Genomic DNA, 17,549 nt, shown 5'->3' on the forward strand with positions numbered 1-17,549 from the left:
TTGGTAATCAGTTCTCTGGTTGTCAGACGCACTTTTTATTTAATTGTCAATGATCGTGATTTAGCCTTGAAGATAAGGTTATTATTTTCAATCGCTATACAACTACCAGTTGTTGACTATATTATACAACCATTAGTTGTAAATGTCAGCGGTTTTCTGCAAAATTTTAAAATAATTTTTTGAGGTCACATATGGAATTCGCAGAACGCTTGAAAACACTAAGGAAACAAGTAAAACTAACACAAGCTCAAATAGCTGAAAAACTAGATATTTCCCAACAGGCATATGCTTCATGGGAACGAGGAGTTAAAAAACCAACACAAGAAAATCTAATTAAAATCGTACAGATTTTGAATGTTTCAGTAGATTACTTAGTTGGTAACTCAGATAATACAGATGATGAATTAGATAATATTGAGTTGCTTTTTCGTATGAACTCAAAAGGATTGACTGATAAGGAAAAGGCAATTTTCAAGAAAGAGTTAATTGAGTTTATGGAAGAACGGAAGAAAACATTTAATAAAGGATAAGTCAAGGCATGGAAATTGTTAGAAATAAAATAAAGGAGTTCATTGGGTTAGTTCAAAGTTATTGGAAAACTTCAAAAGTTACAATGTTCTTCAAACCACTATTGTACATTCTCACCATAGTTATTGCAGCTTTTCGAACTGATTTAGGATGGTTAGTTATCTTAGGTATTATATGTGTTATTTTAGATTTTATTATGAATACATATGAAACAAAAAAATTTGAGGATAGAATTGTAGGGATTGAAGAAGAAAAAGAAAAAAGAATTACAGAACTCGAACAAGAAAAAAATAAATTTGTAGAGTTTAATTCGAAAAATAAAAAGATGATTAGTTATTTACGAGAGGAAATTGAAATTAATGGTCGCGTTATTGAGAACCATTTATATTCTTTCCTTGCTTTCTTACATAAACAATTAAAGTTTACAAGATCTGAGAGGATTTCTGTATATGTAAGAGATGAAGAAGAGAATAATTTTCGTATTGTTGGGAGGTATAGTACGAGTCCAAATTATAACAAAATAGGTAGAGAATCTTACGCAGGAGATAAAGGCTTTATTTCTAAATGTTGGGATGGAGACAGTGATGATTTTGTCAAGATTTTACCTAAACATGGAACATCTGAATACTATAGTGAACAATTCTCTGTTGGTTATTCTAAAGATGAGCTTGAGAAATTAAGTATGAAGTCTCGCTTTTTCTACGTATTAAATATTTCAAGAGATGGTCGTCCTTCAATTGGTGTTCTAGTTATTGAATCAACAAAAGATAGATTGGACGGATATCCTAATTACGAAGCAAATGAAGCGGAAGAAAAGTTTCAGAAACGGTTTTCAGCTGATATTCAAAAATATAGCCAATATCTTTATGATGTTATGGATACTAAAAGAATAATTAAGAGTGGAGAGGGGTTACATGAAAGCTAAGGTAGATAATGTATTAAGATATATTATAAAAAAATATTCAAACAATTATGAATTGACAAAAACCCGTATAACCAAATTAGTCTATTTAGTTGATTGGGAATCTGCGCTCATGACAGACAAACAATTAACGGATATAAAATGGTACTTTGATCACTATGGTCCATATGTCTCAGATGTTTTCGATACGGCAGATGAAGACTCAGAATTAACAATAGTTGAAAAAGTATCAAATTTTGGAACTAAAAAATATATAGTTGAAGCAAAGTTTGACAAAGATAACTTGATTATCGATTTGGATGAAAATGAAAAATCAATAATTGACAGAGTAATAGAAGAAACGAAGAATATGAATTGGAACGATTTCATTGATTATGTATATTCAACTTATCCGATTGAGATTTCAGAAAAGTATGGAATTTTAAATTTGGTTGAATTGGCTAAAAAATTTAAAAAAACTAAAACTGTGAAAACTTAAAACTAAAAGTTTATGCACAATTGACTCAATAATACTTAAAACATTGATACAACTGAATTAGAAGTATAAAGTACATTCTTTTAAAAGTGTACTTTATTTTTGTTTTATACATTATTTCAGTTAAAATTAATGTAAAAGCAGAACTTTAAATGCACCACTATCTTCAAATTCTGGAACTAGTTTCACATACGATAAATTGAATCCTAACATAAACATGAATATAATAAGGTCAGGTAGGGTAGAGGTCGATCCAAAAGGGGGTTGCGTTAATATAATGATTTTAAAGAAGAAATCAACTAGCTCAACTAATGATTACAGTAATACGGTTGAAAGATGGCAGTAGAAATGAAGCTAAGAAAATGCACACTATGCATGCAAATTGGTCTTATGAAGATGTAGAAAGAAAGGTTTAGGCAATTCCTAACATGACAGATTTTTGGGGAATTGGTCATCGTATGGAAAAGAGATTAAATGACTTGGGAATCTTTTCTATCAAGGAACTTGCAAATAGCAATCCCAATTTACTAAAAAAGTCTTTAGGAGTAGTAGGGCTACGTCTCTGGTTTTACGCAAATGGAGTAGATGAAAGCAATGTTAATAATCCATATAAACCAAAGAGCACAGGATTAGGGAACTCCCAAGTCTTGCCAAGAGATTATATCAGGCAAAGGGATATCGAGATTGTTCTTCGAGAGATGGCAGAACAGGTTGCTATTCGTCTTAGACGAGCAGGTAAGAAAGCAACTGTTGTCTCTATTCACGTAGGCTATTCCAAACAAGAAAATAGAAAATCAATCAACACACAAAGAAAGATCGAACCAACTAATCAGACTGACACTCTAACTAATGTGGTTTTACAGTTATTTCATCAGAAATACAGTTCTGGTGCCGTAAGAAACGTTGCCGTCAACTATTTGGGTCTAGTGGATGAATCGTTTGGACTCATTTCTTTATTTGATGATGTTGAAAAAATAGAAAAAGAAGAAAGACTCCAATCAGCGATTGACAGTATCCGAGATCAGTTTGGCTTCGCTTCACTCTTGAAAGCCAATGCACTTGAGTCAGCATCAAGAAGCATTGTTAGAAGCAAACTAATCAGAGGTCATTCTGCTGGTGGACTAGATGGTTTAAAATGATTGATCGTTCCTATTTGCCCTATCGGTCAGCCCAAGAATATCAAGACTCAGGTATGCAAAAATGGATGGGCTTCTTTTTATCTGAACATACCACGTCACTAGGAGAAGAAAAATATCGTGTCGATCTAACCAGTGACTTGAACAGAACAGAAAAACTAATGTTACTTTCTCAGCTCTATGTTGGGCATTTAAAAGGTCGTTTTACAGTAAAACAAAAAGCTCAAAAAATAACTTTGATTGGCGAAGTGAGAGAAATTTCAGCAAAAGAAGTATCCATCAAGACCTATGAAGGATACCGACTGATTCAAGTAGAAGACTTCTTGAGCAATCAGTTATTAGAAGAGGTTATCTATGAGTAGAAAAGAACTATATGAGAATAAGTTACAGATGGATTATTTTTCAGAAGACTATATCCGCTTTGAAGAAGACTTTCAGAAGTTTTCTTCAATGGATGTTCCTCTAACCTTTATAATTGATGATATTCTCAGAACTATGGCAATGAATCAGAAGAACTATTTCAAACTTAATAAAGAAAACAGCAAGGACGGACGAGATCATTATTTCTACTTTAAAATTGAAATGAGTGATGAAAGTAAGATGGTCAGGAAGTATCAGTATTTGCAGGTGTTTAGAAGTGTACAGTGAAAATCTATATAGTTTGTGTGGTCTAAGTCAATAAGGCTCAAGTATGATATAATAAATAATACGAAAAGGAGTTACGTGTGTATGTGTTCAAGTATTGATATATTAGAAAAGGCATTTCAAGATACAATAAACAATAGTGACGAGATTAAAAAAGGAATCTCTGAAATTTTATTGGACAAAAAAGAAGTAGATAATGCTAACTATGAAAAAGAAGTTGAATACATCAATGGTATTACTTCTGATTTCACAATAACTGATGGTCAATTCCGCCTATTGTCTACTCTTGAATGTAAACGAGCTGATATTGGTGTAACAGAGTATGTCAGAGGGATTGGCCAACTGTTCCAATATGAGTATTTCTTTGAACAAAAAATTTCTCCGAGAAAGTTTTCGGAATATTTATATGATGAAGGAAAAGAATATAATACAGCAATTGTAATCCCATCTGATTTCTATAAGAATACAAAACTAAATATTGGACGTTTTAAATACCCTAAATCAACTAAAATAATTGAGATCAATTTAGCGTCGAAGAATGTACGAGAGATTGATAGAGAACTTTTAGATAAGTTTGCTAAAAAAGACTCTAATACAATTGCAATTTCATCATACTACTTACGTGACAATCGAATTTTTGAGTATTTTATAGCTCTAAAATATATAGAGTATTGGCATATCCTTAATCATGGCTCGAATGAGCCGTTGAATAGAAAAAAGATGGAAGAGCATCTCAAAAAGACAGAAACAATCAATAATAGAAACTGGCGCAACGTCTTTATTACTCTAGCTTCTTTAGGATTTATTGATAGTAAAAATCATCTGACAAGTAGTGGAAAAAGGATGGCTATGTTGGACTTATCTGAGTTTTCATATACCTTATTTGATGCTTATATTAAACCATACATTAAAGTTTTGCTGGCGACTTTAAACAATAATCGTGATTCAAATACGGAGAAAGTAAATTTAAGTAATAAAGAAATTGGTGAAAAAATAAAAGAAGAATACAGAAATAAAGAGGTTCTGTATTTGACTGAGAGCGAGGGAAGATATGTTTCCAGTTGGTTAAATATTATGCGTGATGATTATGGATTCGTAGATTTTAAACCAAGAAATAAAATAAAAGAAGTCAAATATGATCCATTTAATCTGTCGAAAGATGATTTAATTAAAAAAATAAAAGAGCAACCCATTGCTAAACAATACTGTGAAAAGTTCTATGAACTTTTAAGAAATGGAGATTTTAATAACTAATGAATACTGGTTATACAATTTTTGAAACTTTTGTGGGAGCTGGAGGTTCTCACTTAGGCTTCATGCAAGAGAATTTTAAGACAGTCTATGTGAATGACTTTGTAAAAGAGTGTTTAGAGACGCTTACTTTTAATAATCCAAATTTAGCAGAAGAAAAGGCAATTATTGACAATACACCAATTGAAGAATTAAAGCCCTATGAATTATTAAAAGAAACTGGACTGAAATCAGGTGAGCTTGATGTAATGTTCGGTGGAGTTGTCTGTAAAGGATTTAGTTTAGCTGGTGAAAGAAGTCCAAATGATGAACGAAATACATTGTATAGAAAGCAACTTGATCTTGTTGAGGCTTTTAAACCTAAAATTTCTATTGTAGAGAATGTTCCGGGTATTGTAAATGCAGAAATTCTAGACCCTGAAACACCAGTAGAAATCAAAGAGCAGGTTGATGAAATTTGGCAAAAATTAGAACGCTATAAAGGGCAAAAAGCAAGTCTCAGAAAAGTCAATGGAATAACAGAGGAGTTTGAAGAAGAAGGCAAAGCATTGCGATATGAGAAGGCTGACATGATGAAGTCATTAAAACAGAACGGATATCTTATTTCAGTTATTGATGACCTTTATCAGACTTATGAAAAACTTGGCTATAGTGTTGTTCATAAAGTGTTGAATGCTGCTTGGTATGGTTCAGCAACAAAACGTGAACGTGTTATTATTGTTGCAGTAAGGAAAGACCTAGAATTAGAATATAAATTTCCTGAGCCTCGTTTTATGAGCGAGAATATCTTTAAAAAAGATATGCCGATTGATTATTTAGATCTTCCTAAGCCTAAAACAGTCAATGATGCATTGAGTGAAATTGACTATACAGATAAGGAAGATTTGGATAATGTTCCGATGAATCACAATGAAAAAACAGTATGTCGTTTTAAATATATCCCTGAAGGTGATTCGATCGCAAATCATATTGATGAATTGCCAGCTGATTTAAAAATAAGTAAATTTTATTCTCGTGGTTCTACAATGAGGTTAGCTGGTTATGAACCAAGTCCTACACTGGTTCCTGGACATAGTAATTTTCCAGTTCATCCACGAGAACATAGAAGTATCACTGTTAGGGAAGCTGCAGCGATTACTGGATTCCCTTTGGATTATAAATTCTTTGGTAATCATTCTAAACGTTGTGAACATGTTGGAAACGCAGTTCCCCCTGCATTAGCAAATGCTTTAGCAAAAGAATGTAAGATACTTTTAGACGAGTACTATCAAAAAGGAAAAAAATGGTTAACAAAAAGACAGTAGCAGATTAAATTTTGCTACTGTCTTTTTTACCCATAATATTCAATTTTTGATGGTTCAATAATTTCAGTGTAGAATTTCTCCTCTTCTACTATGTATAACAGATAATTATTTCTCTATTATTAAATATGTGAAGTCCGTTATAACGAAAAGTCTTGAAAATGCTTGAATCTAATTTGTGATATAATGCTAGTAGAAGTAACGAGATTTAAAATAACAAACTCGCTTACACTAGGAGTCAAAATTGACAGCACTCAACTAAAACTTAATCTAGTATAACAAAAAATAAATCTGAACGGAATATTTAGTAATGCTGAAGCGAAAGCTTTTTGAAACTGGTTGAAATAAATACTTATTAAACTAGGCCATACAAAAAGTGGAATCTGAACTAAAATTCATTGCAACGAGGTTTCAAAACACTTCCTCCCTATCCAAATTCGGATAGGGTTTCTCATCGTTAAAAACTCTCCTTGGTATCTCGACGCTTTCCTTCAGATGGAGGAGTTCGATCTTTCTTTTACTATCTTCAGTGTTTTTCTCTATATTTTCGCAATGGCGTTTGATGTGCCATAAGGATTTTTTAATGTTATCCTCTTTTAAATTTTTCATGCTTCTATCTTATCAGATAAATCCTTTTAAATAATGATACCGTCCTCAAATGATCAAAATATAGCCTGAAAAGCACTAAAAAATAAATTATGCCAATTTTCCTCTGTTAATGGGATAACAAAAAACGCTTCAATCTGAACTGCACCCCAAAAGTTAGACAGAAAAAAACTAACTTTTGGGGTGCAGTTCACAGGTAGTTGATAGTTAGAGTTTTTTTCTATTCATATGATTTAATGAGATTAAATAAGGCTTCTACTTCTGATGACAGTGTAGCTGATTTGAGATAAGCATAATAAACTGTAAATGTTATCTGGTCCTCCGGTATTAGAGGGATTTTTATTAAATCATCATCTTCATCAGAAAGTGCGATATCAGCCAGTAAACTAAGGCCAATCCCTTTCTTTAAAAGTTCTTTAATGATGACAATGTCGTCACTCTTGAAGAATATTTCTGCCTTGTTTTGATACTTTTGATTAAGTAGTTCAAAAGCTTTCAGGTGAACAAAGTGTTCATCTAAAAGTATAAAGGATTGATCTACTAAATCTTCAAAAGTGAGGGAAAGAGCAGTAGCAAGAGGATGGTTCTTAGATAAAACGACATACAGTTCTTTATGAAAGAGTTCATGCGTCTCTATTGAAGGATGATTGAGTGGTTCAATCAAACCTAGTAGGCTTGCATCAAGGTCTCCCTTGAGTAGAAGATTTAATAACTCTACGGAGCCACCGCGGATAGGGCGTACTTTTTTTAAAAAATCGAATTTATCTTTTTCGTTTAAGGTAGCAAATAGATACTGAATGATAATAGGAGGGAATCCTACAGTAGAGTATTGGGCCAAGGAGCGATTGATTTCTTTGCGAGTAGAAATGACCTCAGGTAAGATCTTTTCTGTATGCTTTAGAAGGATTTGTCCTTGAGGAGTTAGTTTGAAGGAACGATGCGAGGGATCGTGGTGAATCAATTTGCAATTAAAAGATTCCTCTAAGCGCTTGATGGCATAAGAAATAGATGGTTGGCTGACTTTGTGTAGTTTTGCTACTTCCGTATAGGATTGGAGCTGACAGAGGTCATAAAAATATTGTAGATCTTTTAAATTCATATGGGCTCACTTTCATTAATTGGAGAAGGAAAATAAATGGAAATCACCAGATAAATAATTTTTATCCGTACCCTACAATTTGACTATACGAGTATTCACCGGTTAAAATGTAAGTGAGTCAGGGATATCAAAGGTTATCTAAGATACTTTCAAAAATGACCAACATCTTTTCTCGTTTATCAATAGGGAGTTGTTTAACCTTCATGTTGATTCTTTTGAGTGAAAGATTGTCGGTCTTATCAGAGGTTGATTCAAGGCTATCAAAATTGAAAAATTCCTCTGGGGTCATCTCTAGGGCGATAATCACTTTTTCAAGACTGTGAATGGTCAGATTCACATTTTGGTTTTCAAGTTGATTGATATACTTAAGTCCAAGTCCTGCTTGTTCCGAAAGTTCTTCCTGGCTCATTTTTTTCTGTGTTCGAAAATATTTCACTTTTTGGGAAATATATTGTTGTAAATAGTTTTTATTCGTCATATAAATAGAATACAAGTTTTGTATGACAAAAAAACATCTTAAAAAATACAAAGTATTGCATAGCAAACTTATATAATTTTTATTTTAATTCGGATTGCCAATTTGTATGGTTAGTTTCTTTTACTCGAAACTTTTAGTAAAGAGTGATCATCGAGAGTTTTATGAGTTCAGAACTTTATAAAATATAACAACTTAAAGTGCCATTAACAATAGTGTTTTAAGTATAAAGAGCTTATTAGAAAATTGCCTTCGTAGACTCATTATAACATATGCGTATACAATAGTATTTTTTAAACAACAAAGTTTTATAAACAATTCGTTTTAAGTGGTATAATAGAAGTAAAAAGGAGGTTGCACTATGACTGCACATGATATTTTAAACAACCCTTTCCTCAATAAAGGTACTGCCTTTACCTTAGAGGAGCGAAAGGAACTAGGCCTTATTGGTTTACTGCCACCGTATGTTCAAACGATTGAAGAGCAAGCGGCGCAAACTTATGCGCAAATGCAAACTAAAGCCAATGATTTGGAAAAACGTCTTTTCCTAATGGAAATTTTTAATACCAACCGGACTCTTTTCTATTACCTCTTTTCTCAACATTTGGAGGAATTCAATCCAATTGTATACGATCCAACCATTGCAGATACCATTGAAGGCTATAGTGACCTCTTTGTAGATCCCCAATATGCGGGATATCTTGATATCAATCATCCTGAAAATATTGAAGCCACTTTGAAAAATGCTGCTGGGGATCGCGAGATTCGTCTCATTGTTGTAACAGATGCAGAAGGAATCCTTGGAATCGGTGACTGGGGAACAAATGGTGTCGATATTTCTGTTGGGAAATTGATGGTCTATACGGGTGCTGCTGGAATCGATCCTTCTATGGTTCTTCCTTTAGTCATTGATGCAGGGACTAACCGTGAAGAACTTCGTAACAATCCTAATTACTTAGGAAATCGTCACGAACGGGTTCGTGGAGATCGTTACTACGACTTCATTGAACAATTTGTTCAAACAGCAGAACGTCTCTTTCCTAAACTCTACCTTCACTGGGAAGACTTCGGCCGCTCGAATGCTGCCAATATTCTTGAAAAATACCGGAAACAAATTCCAACTTTTAATGATGATATTCAAGGTACAGGAATCGTTACCCTAGGTGGTATCTTTGGTTCACTGGATGTTAGTGGTGAAAAATTAACGGATCAAGTTTATCTCTGCTATGGTGGTGGGACTGCGGGTGCAGGAATTGCCTCTCGTGTTCTTCGTGAAATGGTGAGTGAAGGTCTTTCTGAAGAAGAAGCCTATAAACGTTTCTTTATGGTTGATAAACAAGGTCTTCTCTTTGATGACATGGATGACCTAACCCCTGAACAAAAACCGTTTGCTAAGAAACGTGCTGACTTTAGTAATGCAGACAAGTTGACTGACCTGCTTGAAGTAGTGAAGACTGTGAAGCCAACCATTCTTGTAGGAACTTCAACTCAACCTAATACCTTCACTAAAGAAATAGTAGAGGCTATGTGTGAAAACACAGAGCGTCCGATGATTTTCCCTTTGTCAAATCCAACTAAATTGGCAGAAGCAAGTGCCAAAGATTTGATTGAATGGTCAGATGGGAAAGCCTTTGTCGCAACAGGCATTCCTGCTGATACGGTTTCTTATAAAGGTGTAGACTATGTGATTGGTCAAGCCAATAATGCCTTGATTTACCCAGGTCTTGGTCTAGGTATGCTGGCTTCTGAAGCAGGTCTTTTGACTGACGAAATGATTGGAGCAGCGGCTCATTCATTGAGTGGTATTGTCAATCCAGGCCAACCAGGAGCTCCTGTCTTGCCGCCATTCAAGTATGTAGCAGATGTTTCTATTAAAGTAGCAGAAGCAGTCGCTAAAAAAGCACAAGAGCAAGGTCTTGCGCGTGCTAAGGAAACAGATATGGCCAAAGCGGTTCGTGATTTGAAGTGGTATCCAGAGTATAAATAATTCATTTCTGCTGTCTATACTTCTATAGCGACAGATTTGTATGGGCTGTGGACTTAAGTAATTTAGAAAGGATGCCTATGTCACTCTTTTTAACCTCGATTACGAGTATCATTCCGATTATCGCTATTATTGTTTTGGGGTATATTCTTCAGGTGAAGGGATGGTTTGGAGATGCCTTTGGACCTAACCTATCTCGTTTGATCATGAATGTAGCCTTGCCAGCGTCAATTTTTGTGTCGGTAATGAAATACCTAACACTAGATAAACTAATCAGTCTTTCTGGAGGTCTCCTTTATACATTTGTGGCCTTTATCTTGGGCTATATCGTAGCTTATATTGCAGTTGTGGTTTTCAAGGTTCGTCCAGGACGGCGAGGAACCATGATTAATACCTTTGTGAATGCTAATACTATTTTTATTGGTTTACCTTTAAACGTTGCTCTTTTTGGGGATCAGGCTCTTCCTTATTTCTTAATTTACTATATCACCAACACGATTTCCACCTGGACATTGGGCGTGTATTTGATGACGAGCGACAGTAAATCGGGTCAAAGCAAGGAGACAAGTAAATTTGACTGGAAGAAATTGCTACCAGCTCCGCTTGTAGGTTTTCTTGTAGCTCTGCTATGTTTGATTCTTCGAATCTCTATTCCAGATTTCGCAACGAATACCTTAACCTATGTTGGAAATATCGTTACTCCCCTATCTCTGATTTATATTGGTATCGTTCTTGCAAAGGCAGGCTTGAAAACTATTACTTTTGATAAAGATACAATTGTCACTTTAGTTGGACGCTTTATCCTAGCTCCTCTAATCATGCTTCTTGTATTGAAATTCTTTGCTCCAAATATGGCGACAGTAGAATTTAAGACCTTTATGATTCAGTCCGCTACACCAGCTTTAGCTGTTCTTCCGATCCTTGCTAATCAGGGAAAAGGAGATGTGGAATTCTCTACGAATGTGGTGACTCTAAGTACGGTTCTATTTATCGTTGTTATTCCAATATTACAAACTTTGTTAGGATAAGAAGGAAGAGGATAGGATTGAAAGTTTTGCGTTAAGAAATTGCACTATTTTCTTGAAATAAAAATCGGCAGAAACTCTTCGGATGTTTCCTATCAAGCGCTTTTGAGCTGTCCTAAAAGCCAAACTTTTCAAACTAGGATTGAAAAAAGCTTGTAAAGCTAGCCAGTTCTCTAAACGTTAATTCGTTGATGGGTAGCAGAATACAAACGAAAACACTTTGCATCTTGCAAGGTGTTTTTTTCTATGAGAACTGGCGGTGCGCAATTAGGATAGCTCTAGCGACTTTAGTCGCTTACAAATGTGGCTGCAACCTGACGAAGTCAGTTGCCTCAAAAGGTTCATCAACACGATACTATCAACGTTTCGAAACACTTCGTGGTTCATGCCAAGGGGTATTTTTTGATGGTTTTTAGCAAAATTCACACCACTAGTCTTTGTTTTATACAATTTCTTCCTAGTATCAGTTTAGTATGATATAATTAAATACGAATAATATAAAGGAGTTATAAATGAAAATAGGAAAAGGCATCAATTGGATTTTGATTCTGTTAAGTTGCTTAATTGCTATAGTACTGATAAGTTTTATGTTCTTCTTTAATCATAAAAAGCAAGATGTAGAAGCAGTAAATGCTACAACAGAACAGGTTTCTACCACTAGTACAACAACCACTAGTACAACGACTACTCAAGATAGTGTTACGACTACTGAGGAAAAAATCTCGACACAAGAAGAGCAAACGAATGCTGAATCACAAAAAATAGATGAGCAAGCCATTCTAAATGGAGATTTCTCGACTCTAGTTGGAACTTGGAGAAATGGACTTGGGCAAGAATTTACATTCGATAAAAATGGACTAGTAAACAGTAGAAACATTGAAAAAAAGAGCATGGGTAGCCATGGAACGATTGAATTTAGCATTAGAGATGGTATCTCAGGCTATGGAATGAGTATTTATCCTGCTGGACTTATTATGCCTGGGTTAGATACTGATTTAACTCAAAATAGGCTGATTGCTGGTCAAGCTGCTCCAACCAGATCAGAACAAGTTTTTTATAAAGTAGACTAAATGATTAACCATCTCATCAAATTTGAGATGGTTTTCTTCTTTATTTGTAAGTCATGATTATTTTATGAAGATGAAGCAAGTAGGGTTCAAAAACAACTTTCAGAGGCGTTCCAGCTTGTTTAGCAAGATGTTGGAATTTATGAGGACCTTGATGGATATTATTTTTCTTCATAGTATGTTGTGTTATATGTTGTGTTATAATGTAGATACGATATGAAAAAATTAAGATATCTCTTTAAATGTCACTTTGTGTGAACATGAGTACATTTGAATTTATAGAATGATAGGAAATGGTTTACAATGATAAGTTTAGAGCTGATGTCTGAAGAAAATAGCATAGATGTTTATTCTTTTGAAAAAGAAAATCGGGAGTATTTTGAGCGGAATTTACCTCCTAGACCAGCTCACTATTTTGACTTAGAAGGTTTTAAAGAAATTACAAGGGAATTGTTAAGGGAACAAGAGAATCATGATGTCTATATGCATCTTATTAGAGATGCACAAGGTACTATGGTCGGAAGAATCAATTTAAGTGTTTTAGGAAAGGATAGAAAAATAGCAGAACTTGGATATAGGATTGGAGAAAATGTTACTAATTTAGGATATGCAAGCGAAGCAGTTAAACTCGTTTTAGAAAAGGCCTTTACTACTTATGGTTTACATAAGATTATCGCAGGGACGGCAAGGGACAATCTGGCTTCTCAGAGAGTGCTTTTAAAAAACGGTTTCACCTTTAGTAAAATCATAGAAAATGACTTTCAAATGAATAACGAGTGGATTCATACGGCAGTATTTGAGATAAGGAATCTATAGCATCATCATTCCCAATAGTCTGCTAAACCTCAACATTCCTAGTAGACATTCGTCTGCTTTTATACGGAAAATATAGTAGAATGAATCTAGAACAGTACACCAAGGCTGCTAAAAATGTTTTAGAATCTATATTGTATTACTCTAAGTTCAATCCGCTATAGCATTCTTTGTTCTTGTTTTTAGTTCTCTATCGTCATGATTACAAGCCAATTTGTATCTATAATACTTCTTTATTAGCCTTGTTTCTTGTCAAACTCTTTAATCCTCAGATCAAGACGAATATCTTATCAGCTAGTTTTGCTACGGGATTTAATATTCTATTGAATACATCAATTGTCTGTTATCTTTACTTTTTTGAGTTAAAAACTATTAGTTTTAGTTCTTTTTTACTTTTTTGCTTACTCTACTTTATAAAAATTATTATCATTCCCTTATGGTTGGTTTATAGTCAAAATTGTAAGTATGGTCCTTATCTGGTCCATAGTAGTTTCTTTAAGAGGAATGATTCAGATGTGATTCATGTTTAATTTTATAAAAATGATGACTTTCTACTTTTTGGTAGGAAGTTTTTTATTACTTCCATATCGAAATAGTTGACAGATGTAATTCAGAGTGTTACAATTATTAAAAAGGTTCGGTATAGAACAAAAAGGAGACAAAATGAACAAGATGTTAGGGGGCTACCAAGCTCTACAGATTCGATTGTTAAATGGACGTATCTTTCAAAAGTTGCTGAGTAAGGAACCAGATGCTCAATACAGAAGTGAACAAGGGAAAATTTTAACGATTTTGTGGAAGCAAGAGTTGGGGTGCGCTACAGCGACCGATATCGCTCTTGCGACGGGTCTAGCCAATAATACATTGACCAGTATGGTTAAGAAATTGGAAGAACAAGGCTTGGTCACGATTCAACCTTGCACGCAGGATAAAAGGAAAAAATATATCTCTTTGACAGACCTCGGTTGGGCGCAAAAAGAAATCGGAGACCGTGTCAGCAAAGAACTGGGAGAGATTTTTTATCAAGGCTTTTCGGATCAAGAAATCCAAGAATTTGAAGCTTATCAAGAGCGTATTATCTCAAATCTAAAAGCTAAAGAAAATGATATATAGGGAAAGGAAGTAGCAGTTATGATCGGAATTACAGGTGTAACAGGGAACTTAGGCTCCTATGTGGCTGATCTTGTCGATAAAAAAGGAATCGCTTCCGTCCATCTAGCACGAAGTCCAGAGCGTGCTAAAGTTTACGCGTCTGCGGAAATCCGTAGAATGTCGTATACCAATAGTCCAGAGGTGGTTGAGGCCTTAAAGGGTATCGATGCCTTGTTGATGGTATCTGCTCGGGAAAATCCAGAGCGTGTCAAGGAGCACAAGGAGTTTTTAGATGCTGCAAAACTAGCAGGGGTGCAACATATTGTGTATACCTCCTTTTATGGGGCAGATGAGAAGGCGACTTTCACCTTGTCTCGAGATCATGCCCAGACGGAAGCCTATATCAAGGAGTTAGGATTCACCTATACATTTTTGAGAGATAATTTTTACTTGGACTTCTTGTTAGATATTGCTCTTGAAAATGGAGAAATTCGTGGTCCAGCAGGAAGTGGGAAAGTTTCAGCAGTTGCTCGTAAGGACACATCTAGTGTTGCAGCAGAGATTCTCTTACATGCTAAGAAATGGGAAAATCAAACCTTGAATCTAACAGGACCAGAGGATCTTTATATGGAAGAAATCGTAGAGCTTCTCTCAAAAAATACCGATAAGACCATCACGTATGTAGATGAATCAGTAGAAGAAGCTTTTGAGTCTCGGAAAAAATGGCCAGCACAAACTTGGGAGTACGATGCCTGGGTCAGCACCTATACAGCAATTAAAGCTGGGGAACAAGCTGGAGTTTCAGCAGATGTCGAAAAGGTATTAGGACGTCCAGCTATGAGTTTAATAGATGTTTTGAAAGAAAGACAGTTGCTTGAGGATGATTTATGATTGAATACAAACATGTAGCCTTGCGCTACACGGAAAAGACCATTTTAAAAGATGTCAATCTCCGCATTGAAAATGGAGAATTCATGGTGCTAGTGGGTCCTTCAGGATCTGGTAAGACTACCATGATCAAGATGGTGAACCGTCTTTTGGAGCCGACAGATGGCAATATCTATATGGATGGGAAACGCATCAAGGACTATGATGAACGGGAGTTACGTCTCAGTACCGGCTATGTCCTCCAAGCCATTGCCTTATTTCCTAACTTGACGGTTGCGGAAAATATAGCTCTCATTCCTGAGATGAAGGGCTGGAGCAAGGAGCAAATCACCTCTAAAACCGAAGAACTCTTGAACAAGGTGGGGCTACCTGCTGCAGAGTATGCCCATCGTTTACCAAGCGAGTTATCTGGTGGGGAGCAACAACGGATTGGGATTGTACGAGCAATCATTGGGGAACCAAAAATCTTGCTGATGGATGAGCCCTTTTCAGCCTTGGATGCCATCTCTCGCAAGCAGTTGCAGGCTCTCACCAAGGATTTGCACAAGGAGTTCGGTATGACGACCATCTTCGTAACACATGATACGGATGAGGCTTTGAAATTAGGGGATCGAATTGCAGTTTTGCAGGATGGAGAAATTCGCCAGGTGGCAGAACCTGAAACAATTTTACAAGCGCCTGCGACAGACTTTGTAGCAAACTTGTTTGGAGGTAGCCTTCATGTCTAATTTGATTTCAACCTTTCAAGAGCGATTTAGTGAATGGGTAACAGCTCTAGGACAACACTTACAATTGTCTCTTTTGACCTTATTGGTCGCTATTTTTCTAACCATTCCACTTGCTGTTTATCTAAATGGTCACAAAAAAGTAGCGAACTGGGTGCTACAAGTTGCGGGTATCTTCCAGACCATTCCCTCAATGGCTTTGTTGGGTCTCTTTATTCCTTTCATGGGAATTGGAACCTTACCAGCCCTCACAGCTCTTGTCATTTACGCTATTTTCCCGATTTTAGAAAATACAATTACAGCCTTAAACGGCATTGATCCTAGTCTTGAAGAAGCAGGGATTGCTTTTGGAATGACCAAGTGGGAGCGACTCAAGAAGTTTGAAATTCCACTTGCCATGCCTGTCATTGTATCGGGGGTTCGTACAGCAACTGTCATGATCATTGGGACAGCAACTTTAGCCGCTCTTGTGGGAGCTGGTGGATTGGGCTCCTTTATCCTTTTGGGAATTGATCGTCGGAATGCTAGTCTCATTTTAATCGGTGCAATCTCATCAGCCATCTTGGCCATTCTCTTTAATGTTATTCTCAAATGGTTGGAAAAGGCAAAGTTGCGTACGATTGTTGCAGCCTTTGCTGTTATGGTGCTTGGTTTGGGAGCTAGTTATGCTCCAAGCATGATTCCAAATAAAGAGAAAGAAAATCTGGTTATAGCTGGGAAGTTGGGACCTGAACCTGAGATTCTCATGAATATGTACAAGCTTCTCATTGAGGAAAATACAGATATGACGGTGACGGTCAAGCCTAACTTTGGGAAGACAGATTTCCTTTATCAAGCGCTGAAAAAGGGTGATATCGATATCTATCCAGAATTTTCTGGAACAGTGACAGAGAGTCTCCTCCAACCATCTCCACAAATTGGGCATGACCCAGAAAAGGTTTACGAGGTGGCTCGTGATGGTATTGCCAAACAGGATCAACTAGCCTTTCTTAAACCCATGACTTATCAAAATACTTATGCTATAGCAGTTCCTAAAAAAATTGCGCAAGAATATGGGCTTAAGACGATTTCAGACTTGAAAAAAGTAGAAGGACAGCTCAAGGCGGGATTCACTCTGGAGTTTAATGACCGTGAGGATGGAAACAAGGGCTTGCAGTCTGTTTATGGATTGAATCTCAATGTGGCAACCATGGAACCAGCTCTTCGCTACCAAGCCATCCAGTCAGGTGACATTCAAATTACAGATGCTTACTCAACAGATGCTGAAATTGCTCGCTATGATTTAGTGGTTTTGGAGGATGATCAACATCTCTTCCCACCTTATCAAGGGGCTCCACTCATGAAAGCTGAGTTACTCGAAAAACATCCTGAGTTGGAAGCTGTTCTTAATAAACTAGCTGGTAAGATTACAGAAAGCCAGATGAGTCAGATGAACTACCAGGTTGGTGTGGAAGGCAAGTCGGCCGAAACAGTAGCGCGTGAATTTCTCCTTCAAGCAGGAATACTTCAAAAATAAA

At 35.9% G+C, this 17,549-nt stretch carries 18 protein-coding genes and 1 pseudogene; 16 read left to right on the forward strand and 3 right to left on the reverse strand.

Annotated elements, in window-relative coordinates:
• The first annotated feature begins 191 nt into the window (after positions 1 to 191).
• The 8 genes and pseudogenes from QM469_RS03635 (at position 192) to QM469_RS03670 (ending at position 6,261) form a co-directional block, all read left to right on the forward strand.
• A complete protein-coding gene (locus QM469_RS03635; protein ID WP_414276469.1) occupies positions 192 to 530 on the forward strand; it encodes a helix-turn-helix domain-containing protein in 339 nt (112 codons plus the stop codon).
• Between the two features lie 8 nt (positions 531 to 538).
• Complete coding sequence (locus tag QM469_RS03640) at positions 539 to 1,453, forward strand: hypothetical protein (protein ID WP_414276468.1); 915 nt, start codon at positions 539 to 541, stop codon at positions 1,451 to 1,453.
• Entirely contained in the window at positions 1,443 to 1,928 is a 486-nt protein-coding gene (locus QM469_RS03645) for a Panacea domain-containing protein (RefSeq protein WP_414276467.1), read from the forward strand. The genes QM469_RS03640 and QM469_RS03645 overlap by 11 nt, the downstream gene beginning before the upstream one ends.
• A 344-nt stretch (positions 1,929 to 2,272) precedes the next feature.
• A pseudogene (locus tag QM469_RS03650) lies at positions 2,273 to 3,064 on the forward strand (DNA polymerase); the annotation flags it as partial.
• Positions 3,061 to 3,423, forward strand: coding sequence for a hypothetical protein (locus QM469_RS03655; protein ID WP_414276466.1), 363 nt, complete (start codon positions 3,061 to 3,063; stop codon positions 3,421 to 3,423). The pseudogene QM469_RS03650 and the gene QM469_RS03655, both read left to right, overlap by 4 nt.
• Positions 3,416 to 3,709, forward strand: a complete 294-nt coding sequence (locus QM469_RS03660) for a DUF5960 family protein (RefSeq protein ID WP_414276465.1) — start codon at positions 3,416 to 3,418, stop codon at positions 3,707 to 3,709. The genes QM469_RS03655 and QM469_RS03660 overlap by 8 nt, the downstream gene beginning before the upstream one ends.
• An 81-nt stretch (positions 3,710 to 3,790) precedes the next feature.
• On the forward strand, positions 3,791 to 4,960 hold the full coding sequence (locus QM469_RS03665; protein ID WP_414276464.1) for a hypothetical protein: 1,170 nt from the start codon (positions 3,791 to 3,793) through the stop codon (positions 4,958 to 4,960).
• On the forward strand, positions 4,960 to 6,261 hold the full coding sequence (locus QM469_RS03670; RefSeq protein ID WP_414276463.1) for a DNA cytosine methyltransferase: 1,302 nt from the start codon (positions 4,960 to 4,962) through the stop codon (positions 6,259 to 6,261). The genes QM469_RS03665 and QM469_RS03670 overlap by 1 nt, the downstream gene beginning before the upstream one ends.
• A 408-nt stretch (positions 6,262 to 6,669) precedes the next feature.
• Here the strand turns inward: QM469_RS03670 and QM469_RS03675 are convergent, their stop codons facing one another.
• From QM469_RS03675 to QM469_RS03685, 3 genes are all read right to left on the reverse strand, one after another.
• Positions 6,670 to 6,867 carry a hypothetical protein gene (locus QM469_RS03675; protein WP_414276462.1) on the reverse strand — a complete coding sequence of 66 codons (198 nt, stop codon included), beginning with the start codon at positions 6,865 to 6,867 and terminating at the stop codon, positions 6,670 to 6,672.
• 217 nt (positions 6,868 to 7,084) lie between these two features.
• On the reverse strand, positions 7,085 to 7,963 hold the full coding sequence (locus tag QM469_RS03680) for a LysR family transcriptional regulator (RefSeq protein WP_414276461.1): 879 nt from the start codon (positions 7,961 to 7,963) through the stop codon (positions 7,085 to 7,087).
• A gap of 127 nt (positions 7,964 to 8,090) precedes the next feature.
• Positions 8,091 to 8,441, reverse strand: coding sequence for a helix-turn-helix domain-containing protein (locus QM469_RS03685; RefSeq protein ID WP_070460357.1), 351 nt, complete (start codon positions 8,439 to 8,441; stop codon positions 8,091 to 8,093).
• 358 nt (positions 8,442 to 8,799) lie between these two features.
• Here QM469_RS03685 and QM469_RS03690 point away from each other — a divergent pair, with 358 nt between their 5' ends.
• From QM469_RS03690 to QM469_RS03725, 8 genes are all read left to right on the forward strand, one after another.
• On the forward strand, positions 8,800 to 10,425 hold the full coding sequence (locus QM469_RS03690; protein ID WP_414276460.1) for a malolactic enzyme: 1,626 nt from the start codon (positions 8,800 to 8,802) through the stop codon (positions 10,423 to 10,425).
• A 77-nt stretch (positions 10,426 to 10,502) separates the two neighbouring features.
• Positions 10,503 to 11,450 carry an AEC family transporter gene (locus QM469_RS03695; RefSeq protein ID WP_414276459.1) on the forward strand — a complete coding sequence of 316 codons (948 nt, stop codon included), beginning with the start codon at positions 10,503 to 10,505 and terminating at the stop codon, positions 11,448 to 11,450.
• A gap of 509 nt (positions 11,451 to 11,959) precedes the next feature.
• A complete protein-coding gene (locus QM469_RS03700) occupies positions 11,960 to 12,517 on the forward strand; it encodes a DUF6287 domain-containing protein (protein ID WP_153225463.1) in 558 nt (185 codons plus the stop codon).
• Between the two features lie 300 nt (positions 12,518 to 12,817).
• Positions 12,818 to 13,330 carry a GNAT family N-acetyltransferase gene (locus tag QM469_RS03705; protein WP_248035789.1) on the forward strand — a complete coding sequence of 171 codons (513 nt, stop codon included), beginning with the start codon at positions 12,818 to 12,820 and terminating at the stop codon, positions 13,328 to 13,330.
• A 660-nt stretch (positions 13,331 to 13,990) separates the two neighbouring features.
• Positions 13,991 to 14,440 (forward strand): MarR family winged helix-turn-helix transcriptional regulator, encoded by a 450-nt coding sequence (locus QM469_RS03710; protein ID WP_414276458.1) that lies wholly within the window; start codon positions 13,991 to 13,993, stop codon positions 14,438 to 14,440.
• A gap of 18 nt (positions 14,441 to 14,458) precedes the next feature.
• Positions 14,459 to 15,310: an SDR family oxidoreductase gene (locus QM469_RS03715; protein ID WP_414276457.1), complete on the forward strand. Its 852-nt coding sequence runs from the start codon at positions 14,459 to 14,461 to the stop codon at positions 15,308 to 15,310.
• Positions 15,307 to 16,035: an ATP-binding cassette domain-containing protein gene (locus tag QM469_RS03720; protein WP_414276456.1), complete on the forward strand. Its 729-nt coding sequence runs from the start codon at positions 15,307 to 15,309 to the stop codon at positions 16,033 to 16,035. Before QM469_RS03715 ends, QM469_RS03720 begins: the two co-directional genes overlap by 4 nt.
• Entirely contained in the window at positions 16,028 to 17,548 is a 1,521-nt protein-coding gene (locus QM469_RS03725) for an ABC transporter permease/substrate-binding protein (protein ID WP_414276455.1), read from the forward strand. The genes QM469_RS03720 and QM469_RS03725 overlap by 8 nt, the downstream gene beginning before the upstream one ends.
• Position 17,549 lies beyond the last annotated feature (1 nt).

The organism is Streptococcus infantis (genome assembly GCF_047464215.1).
In the GTDB taxonomy this organism is placed as follows: Bacteria; Bacillota; Bacilli; order Lactobacillales; family Streptococcaceae; genus Streptococcus; species Streptococcus infantis_P.

Coding starts and splice junctions, on each gene's coding strand:
- QM469_RS03635 (WP_414276469.1), top strand. CDS start 192: ATGGAATTCGCAGAACGCTTGAAAACACTAAGGAAACAAGTAAAACTA.
- QM469_RS03640 (WP_414276468.1), top strand. CDS start 539: ATGGAAATTGTTAGAAATAAAATAAAGGAGTTCATTGGGTTAGTTCAA.
- QM469_RS03645 (WP_414276467.1), top strand. CDS start 1,443: ATGAAAGCTAAGGTAGATAATGTATTAAGATATATTATAAAAAAATAT.
- QM469_RS03655 (WP_414276466.1), top strand. CDS start 3,061: ATGATTGATCGTTCCTATTTGCCCTATCGGTCAGCCCAAGAATATCAA.
- QM469_RS03660 (WP_414276465.1), top strand. CDS start 3,416: ATGAGTAGAAAAGAACTATATGAGAATAAGTTACAGATGGATTATTTT.
- QM469_RS03665 (WP_414276464.1), top strand. CDS start 3,791: ATGTGTTCAAGTATTGATATATTAGAAAAGGCATTTCAAGATACAATA.
- QM469_RS03670 (WP_414276463.1), top strand. CDS start 4,960: ATGAATACTGGTTATACAATTTTTGAAACTTTTGTGGGAGCTGGAGGT.
- QM469_RS03675 (WP_414276462.1), bottom strand. CDS start 6,867: ATGAAAAATTTAAAAGAGGATAACATTAAAAAATCCTTATGGCACATC.
- QM469_RS03680 (WP_414276461.1), bottom strand. CDS start 7,963: ATGAATTTAAAAGATCTACAATATTTTTATGACCTCTGTCAGCTCCAA.
- QM469_RS03685 (WP_070460357.1), bottom strand. CDS start 8,441: ATGACGAATAAAAACTATTTACAACAATATATTTCCCAAAAAGTGAAA.
- QM469_RS03690 (WP_414276460.1), top strand. CDS start 8,800: ATGACTGCACATGATATTTTAAACAACCCTTTCCTCAATAAAGGTACT.
- QM469_RS03695 (WP_414276459.1), top strand. CDS start 10,503: ATGTCACTCTTTTTAACCTCGATTACGAGTATCATTCCGATTATCGCT.
- QM469_RS03700 (WP_153225463.1), top strand. CDS start 11,960: ATGAAAATAGGAAAAGGCATCAATTGGATTTTGATTCTGTTAAGTTGC.
- QM469_RS03705 (WP_248035789.1), top strand. CDS start 12,818: ATGATAAGTTTAGAGCTGATGTCTGAAGAAAATAGCATAGATGTTTAT.
- QM469_RS03710 (WP_414276458.1), top strand. CDS start 13,991: ATGAACAAGATGTTAGGGGGCTACCAAGCTCTACAGATTCGATTGTTA.
- QM469_RS03715 (WP_414276457.1), top strand. CDS start 14,459: ATGATCGGAATTACAGGTGTAACAGGGAACTTAGGCTCCTATGTGGCT.
- QM469_RS03720 (WP_414276456.1), top strand. CDS start 15,307: ATGATTGAATACAAACATGTAGCCTTGCGCTACACGGAAAAGACCATT.
- QM469_RS03725 (WP_414276455.1), top strand. CDS start 16,028: ATGTCTAATTTGATTTCAACCTTTCAAGAGCGATTTAGTGAATGGGTA.